This window comes from Shewanella sp. A22 (assembly GCF_053850585.1).
This window is the reverse complement of sequence record NZ_JBSQBN010000177.1, coordinates 1-6,688: the sequence shown is the minus strand read 5'-3', so window position 1 is coordinate 6,688 and position 6,688 is coordinate 1. Positions and strand designations below refer to the sequence as shown.

Below are 6,688 nucleotides of genomic sequence, written 5' to 3'. Positions count from 1 at the left end.
TCTCAGGTATTCCACTTCTGTGTTACATCGATTTAAAAGGCAACAACCATTTCTACATCAATGTGCCTTGAATTGAAAAACCTGAGAGACTCTGAACTGACCAGATATTTAATGAGATTGGTATTATTTATAGATTACAAATCGATATGTTGAAAGGTTCTATTTAAATATAACAAAAAGAGCCAGCTAAATGCTGGCTCTTTTTATTATAGAAGACGATAAAATCTCCATTAAACTGGGTCTCACAATGCATTAAGCAGCCTTAACCTCAATATCTTCTGAATGCCTAATCAGATAATCAAACGCACCCAGTGATGCAGTTGCACCGCTCCCCATGGCAATAATAATTTGCTTGAACGGGGTATTAGTTACATCACCTGCGGCAAATACGCCAGGGATAGAAGTTTGGCCTCGTTCATCGACAATGATTTCGCCGCGAGAAGTCATATCAACAACCCCTTTTAACCACTCGGTATTTGGTACTAAACCAATTTGCACAAAGATACCTGCTAACTCAACGTTATGATTGTCGCCTGTTGCACGATCTGTGTAATTTAAGCTTGTAACACGGGTACCGTCACCTTGAACTTCTGTGGTCATGGCTTGAGTAATAATAGTGATATTACCCATTGATTTAGCTTTTCGCTGTAAGACTTCGTCAGCACGTAACTTACTATCAAACTCAAGTACCGTAACGTGTTCAACAATGTTTGCAAGATCGATAGCCGCTTCAATACCTGAGTTACCGCCGCCAATTACCGCTACGCGTTTGCCTTTAAATAGTGGCCCATCACAGTGCGGGCAATATGCTACGCCTTTACCGCGATACTCTTGCTCACCAGGGACGTTCATTTCTCTCCAACGTGCACCTGTGGCCAATACTATCGTTTTACTGCTTAATGTGGCGCCACTTTCCAAGGTCACATCAAATAGACCATTTTTAGCGAGACTTAGCGCGCGCTGATTTTGCATAATATCGACGTCATAATCATTAACGTGGGCTTCTAAATTGGCAACCAATTTAGGGCCTTCGGTTTTAGACACAGAGATAAAGTTTTCAATACCGACCGTTTCTGCAACTTGACCACCAAACTTATCGGCCACAATACCGGTATTTAAGCCTTTACGGGCAGAGTAAATTGCCGCTGCAGCGCCTGCAGGGCCACCACCAACCACTAACATATCAAAAACTGACTTTTGGTTTAATTGCTCGGCTTGTCTGCCCGCGGCATTTTTATCTAATTTATTCAGTACTTCAACAACGCTAATGGCACCTACAGAGAAAGCTTCGCCATTTAAAAATACTGATGGGACTGACATGATGTTGCGATCGCTCACTTCCTGTTGGAAAAGCGCACCGTCGATCATCACGTTAGTAATGTTTGGGTTAATAGCTGCCATCATATTCAGTGCTTGGATCACTTCAGGGCAGGTTTGGCAACTTAACGAAATATAAGTTTCAAAATGGAATTCACCAGGCAATTGACGGATTTGTTCAATGATATCCGCATCCAACTTAATCGGATGTCCGCCGCTGTGTAATAGTGCCAGCACTAGTGAGGTAAATTCATGGCCCATTGGCAAACCAGCAAAAGTAATATTGCTATTATTTTGTGGGTTAATCACGCTCATGCTTGGTGTGCGTTTACCTTGTTGATACGTCACTGACACTAAGTCTGATGAGTCAACAATGTCTTGGGCTAGGCTGGTTAGTTCTTTGCCTTTGTTTGAATCATCTGCAGATACGACAAGTTCAACTGGGCGCTTGAGGTTTTGCAGATAGGTTTTCAGTTGATTTTTTACATTCGCATCTAACATAACAACTCCTAATAGGGAAAACGGTGAATAAGTGTAGGAAGTGTTAGTCGGTGCCGGGGGCGCACCGACCAACTGGAGATGATATTACTAACCTAAGGGTGAACTTAGTGGTTAGATTTTACCGACTAGGTCAATTGAAGGAGCGAGTGTTTCTTCACCTGGTTGCCATTTAGCAGGACATACTTCACCGTCGTGTGTGGCAACATATTGTGCAGCTTGAATTTTACGAACAAGTTCTGAAGCGCTACGGCCAATACCTAGGTCATGGATTTCAGCAACTTTAACTTCGCCTTCAGGGTTCATCACGAAAGTTCCACGAAGTGCTAAACCGTCTTCTTCAATCATCACACCGAAGTTACGAGTGATTGCGCCAGTTGGGTCACCAATCATTGGATAAGTGATTTTACCGATTGTGTCTGAACTTGAATGCCAAGCTTTGTGTGTAAAATGCGTGTCAGTTGATACTGAGTACACTTCAACACCCATTGCTTGTAGCTTTTCGTAATGATCAGCCATGTCGCCTAATTCAGTAGGACAAACAAAAGTGAAGTCTGCTGGGTAGAAAAAGACTACTGACCACTTACCTAATAAGTCTTGCTCGGTAACGTCAACGAATGCACCGTTGTGAAATGCAGTTGCTTTGAATGGCTTGATAGTGCTGTTGATGATAGATTGTGTCATGTCATGCTCCATTGAGATTAAGATTAACGTTTAACCCGAAACCAATATGGTGTCGGTGATGTTGAACAATGTGTTCGTCATCTGATGTGAATCATAATAGCGATGGAGCGACATTAAGTATAACGGATAAAAACTATCATTCTAATCGGTTTTTTACATTAAACTAATTGTTAATCGATTTAACCGAACGCCGGCCTTAAGCCTGCCTCATACATCGAGTAATCGGATTAACTCATTAAGGCTATTCCCACGCACCAAACCGCGTTAATACACGGCTAATGTTGGTATCAAGCTTTTGCGATAATGCTTGTAATGCTTGTTTATTGTTAGCCGCGCCAAAGCTATTAATGCCATTGGTGGCATAAACAACCCAGTTCCCGCCCCCGGTTAAACAAGCATAAACGTGAGTAAAGTGACTATAAAGTGTGTCACGGAGCTGTATATCGCGACTGTGTTCTTTCCAACAATTAAGCACTAAAAAACCATCAGCTTTAAGCAGTTGCTTTGCTTGACCAATAAATAATGTCGATAACTGCTGCTTGTCTACACCTTTATTGCTGTATATATCGGCAAAAATCACATCGACTTTTTTGTGCTCTGCACGTTGTAAAAATTCATTGGCATCTTGATGAACTAAGTTCAGCTTTTTACTCAAGGGTAATTGAAAAAACCGTTTGGCCACTTCTATTACGCGTTCACGTAATTCAACTGCGGTAATTTTAATCGCGGCATCAACATGCCGAAGTGAATGTACTAATGCTCCGCCACCTAAGCCTAAAATAATTACACTTTTGGGTTGAGTAAATAACAATACCGCAAGCATGGCTTGAACATAAGTATGTTGTGGCACGTGCGGTTGGGCTTTATACATTTTGCTTTGCTCGTCGTTATCACCAAAGGACAATAGTCTAAAATCACCATCGTCGAGCACACAAAAATCACCAACACTATCACTGTCGACATGCAATACTTTATAATCGGACATACTTTACTCTACGGGGAGGCTTGGCTAATTAAGTTAACCAACAACAAAACCGTATTGTACCCCAAATGAAAGTATCAAGTCTGGGCGTAATTACACCAATTAGCGCTAGCGACTCGATTATTTCTATTCATTATCTGGCAGGTAATTAACATGTTTTATCAGTTGCTGATGTGTGTTTTATATTTAGCGGTATTCTTATTTGCACAGCGCCAAGTCAAAAATTGGATAAAACAGCATGCGCAAAAAAAGCAAGTTAACGAGGTACGCAGTCGTTTAGTGACTCGACTTATTTCTTACTTTATGTTTTTTGTTACGCTGTCAGTTATGGCTGTATCACTGGGGTTAGGTTACCAAGACGTCTCACTATTTGTATCATCTGCTTTTGCTGTATTAGGCGTGGCCTTGTTCGCCCAATGGTCAATTCTCAGCAATATTACTGCCGGAGTGTTGATCTTTTTTGTCTTCCCGTATCGCATTGGTGACCGAATTAGAATTGTCGAAAAAGACGAGGATATGTCTGGAGTGATTGTTGAAATCGCATTATTTCACATTTTAATTAAACGCGAGTCTGGTGACGTGATGACATACCCAAACAGCCTTTTACTGCAAAAAGGCGTGATCAAACTATCTAATGACCAACCGTTAAAGAAAAAGCCACTTGAAAGACGGGTAATACCTAAACGTAATAGCTAATGTAAATAGCAAGTATAAGCCATTAAGTTAACGGATTTTAAGTATAAAAAAGGCCAATATTTTGATATTGACCTTTTTCGTTTATTTGGACAAGATTATATAAAATTTACATTATTGAATTTCATGCTTATTGACAGCGCGATCAAGCTTGGCTCGCAATACATTCCCAGTTGCTTTAACAGATTCTAACAAACTAAGTAGCTCTGCATTTTCTGGTGCAGCGAAAATAACTAAATTGTTATCATTCTTCCATTCCAATTTTAATCCCATAGATTGTGCAAATTCAGCCGCATCCACACCATCTTTTAACTTAACCACTAATTGTCCTGTTAGGGTTCCAAAAGGTGCACCGTTTTGAGTTACTAAAACTTGGTTTTTGCTTAGCTTTTGGGCCTTTTGAACACCCTTTGGTGTTTGCACGTAATGGTTGTTATCTAAACCTAAAAATTCAGCTCTAGAGACACTGGCAGCATTATTTTTCTTCATACCATCTTCTGATAAATAAAGTTTATCGTGAGCTAATGACTGTGAAGACATCGAGATCGCTACTGCAAGTATGGTTAAATGTATTAATTTCATATTGATACTCCTAAATTAGTTTAACCTGCCATATGGCCGTGGAAACGAATAGACCAACCTTTTAGCTCACCATTGGCTTCATTAGCAATATTAATATAACCCGTATCAAACTTAATGAACTCATATGTGCCACTATTTACGTCTATCACTTTCAGTGTCCATTCCCCCTTGGTCGACTCACCATAAAATGCGTTCGACAACATAGGTGTTTTGTCATAACCAGTGACTAAATCATCCGGATCAGTTGCATCCATAACCCCTTGATACACCATTCCATTATAAGGCGTCATCACAACGCTTTTTGTTCCTGCTGGAGAGATGAGCTCAACGGCAAGGTCGGGTAAACGAAGGTGGTCTGCTGTTAGTTCAATCTGAACCGCTTCGACGATCAAGTCGTCTTCGATGACCACTGTATCGGTGGCTCCAGTTAAGTCTTGATCAGGGATAACTTTCGCTAAATCCTCAGAGCCTATCCAGTCAGTGACAACATACTCACCAAGCTCAGTCTGATAGTCTTTAGCCGCTGCAACAGCTGCACTCACATCTATTCGACCAAAACCATATAAATTGTGGAAGTGTAAACCTGCAGCATTCGTTTCCCAACCCGCAATTGCAGTGTACTCTAGCGCATCCTCTGCCATACCCAATTTAACTGTTTTAGCTTCAATATCGGCATCAACTTTACTTGCTGTTGTTGCTAGTACATGTCGAACATCCCGCCATGTGAGTGATGGATTAGCACTCATGATCATGGCAACAGCCCCTGACGTATTAGGCGCAGCAGACGAAGTACCATTCATGGTAGAAGTATAGTTACAATCTAAGTTTAACGGATGCAAGCCACCATGGAACGGTGTGCTAGGACGGTCTTCGGTAATAGCATAGCCATTCTCGCAACCTTCTCTGTCAGTGGTCACGATTGCAGGATCATCTCCACCGAATTCACCACCTGGCGCAGTAACAAATATATTAGCCCCAACAGATGAATAGCTAGAAAGCTCGCCTTTTGCATTAATAGCGCTCACGACTAAGTTATAAACGTTAGCGTTATCCGTAGACATGTTCGAGTTGTGAAATGGTAAACCTTTGTTAGCAGGAATACCTAAGTCTCGAGCAGAAAAATAATCCCCAGGTATCCAAAGCGTACCATAAGAACTGTAATATCGGTAACCGTTACCCGCTGATTTTACAAAAATACTACCCTTTCCATCTGCACTTTTTGTTGCGCTATCTGCATACACTTCAAGTTCGTCTTCATCAAAACCATGTGGAAATGGCACACTATAACCATAGCTTTGATTAAAGACGCGCGCATAATCGCTATAAGAACTTCCACCATGTGATTTAACAAAATTTTCAAAGGTTTGAACACTAGCAACAGCACCTGTTGGGTCGCGATCTAAAAAATTGAAACCTATTAATTTTGCCCTTGGAGCAACACCGCGACCACCAATATCATTCCAACCTTCCGCGGCAATAATACCGCCAACGGCTGTACCATGGCCAGAAGCACCACTGAATGGTGTTGGATCTACAGTACCCGTTATGAGGTTATATGACCCGCCAGTAACGGTATTATTTTCAAGATCGGGATGAGCAATTTCTAAACCATCATCAACCACAGCAACAGTAATACCTTCACCAAACACTTTTGAGGCAATTGCTTCAGCCACATTGATGTCTTCACCTGCTTTACCACGGTTATTGGCAAAAGAGCTTTGACCTGAATTATTTAGATGCCATTGATGCACATAAAGAGGATCACCGCCATTTATATCAATTGTCAAAGTCGATACCGACTCAGCTCAGGGCGAGATCGTGAACGTTTTTCAATCAACTTAACACACGATTTGACGTTAACATTTAGCTATGATCTTATACTCCCTTTTTTCGGGAGCTCACCATGCATATTGACCACTTCAAAGAGACTTT

General features: G+C 41.2%; 6 protein-coding genes. 1 reads left to right on the top strand and 5 read right to left on the bottom strand.

The window, feature by feature from the left end; translation table 11 throughout:
- Positions 1 to 252 precede the first annotated feature (252 nt).
- The 3 genes from ahpF to ACWXWT_RS19480 form a co-directional block, all read right to left on the bottom strand.
- Positions 253 to 1,818, bottom strand: a complete 1,566-nt coding sequence (gene ahpF / locus ACWXWT_RS19490; RefSeq protein ID WP_456043230.1) for an alkyl hydroperoxide reductase subunit F — start codon at positions 1,816 to 1,818, stop codon at positions 253 to 255.
- A gap of 111 nt (positions 1,819 to 1,929) precedes the next feature.
- Positions 1,930 to 2,499: an alkyl hydroperoxide reductase subunit C gene (gene ahpC / locus ACWXWT_RS19485; RefSeq protein ID WP_456043229.1), complete on the bottom strand. Its 570-nt coding sequence runs from the start codon at positions 2,497 to 2,499 to the stop codon at positions 1,930 to 1,932.
- Between the two features lie 241 nt (positions 2,500 to 2,740).
- Positions 2,741 to 3,484 carry a spermidine synthase gene (locus ACWXWT_RS19480; RefSeq protein ID WP_137223200.1) on the bottom strand — a complete coding sequence of 248 codons (744 nt, stop codon included), beginning with the start codon at positions 3,482 to 3,484 and terminating at the stop codon, positions 2,741 to 2,743.
- A gap of 150 nt (positions 3,485 to 3,634) precedes the next feature.
- Between ACWXWT_RS19480 and ACWXWT_RS19475 the strand changes: the two genes are divergently transcribed.
- The gene (locus ACWXWT_RS19475) at positions 3,635 to 4,177 is read left to right on the top strand and encodes a mechanosensitive ion channel domain-containing protein (RefSeq protein ID WP_456043228.1); all 543 of its coding nucleotides are present in this window, start codon (positions 3,635 to 3,637) and stop codon (positions 4,175 to 4,177) included.
- Between the two features lie 111 nt (positions 4,178 to 4,288).
- Here ACWXWT_RS19475 and ACWXWT_RS19470 read toward each other — a convergent pair whose 3' ends face one another.
- Complete coding sequence (locus ACWXWT_RS19470) at positions 4,289 to 4,756, bottom strand: hypothetical protein (protein ID WP_456043227.1); 468 nt, start codon at positions 4,754 to 4,756, stop codon at positions 4,289 to 4,291.
- A 20-nt stretch (positions 4,757 to 4,776) separates the two neighbouring features.
- Positions 4,777 to 6,543 carry a S8 family serine peptidase gene (locus ACWXWT_RS19465; protein WP_456043226.1) on the bottom strand — a complete coding sequence of 589 codons (1,767 nt, stop codon included), beginning with the start codon at positions 6,541 to 6,543 and terminating at the stop codon, positions 4,777 to 4,779.
- Positions 6,544 to 6,688 lie beyond the last annotated feature (145 nt).

What these genes read in the sequence shown, in the direction of transcription:
- ahpF (WP_456043230.1), bottom strand. Translation starts at nt 1,818, where the DNA reads ATGTTAGATGCGAATGTAAAAAATCAACTGAAAACCTATCTGCAAAAC.
- ahpC (WP_456043229.1), bottom strand. Translation starts at nt 2,499, where the DNA reads ATGACACAATCTATCATCAACAGCACTATCAAGCCATTCAAAGCAACT.
- ACWXWT_RS19480 (WP_137223200.1), bottom strand. Translation starts at nt 3,484, where the DNA reads ATGTCCGATTATAAAGTATTGCATGTCGACAGTGATAGTGTTGGTGAT.
- ACWXWT_RS19475 (WP_456043228.1), top strand. Translation starts at nt 3,635, where the DNA reads ATGTTTTATCAGTTGCTGATGTGTGTTTTATATTTAGCGGTATTCTTA.
- ACWXWT_RS19470 (WP_456043227.1), bottom strand. Translation starts at nt 4,756, where the DNA reads ATGAAATTAATACATTTAACCATACTTGCAGTAGCGATCTCGATGTCT.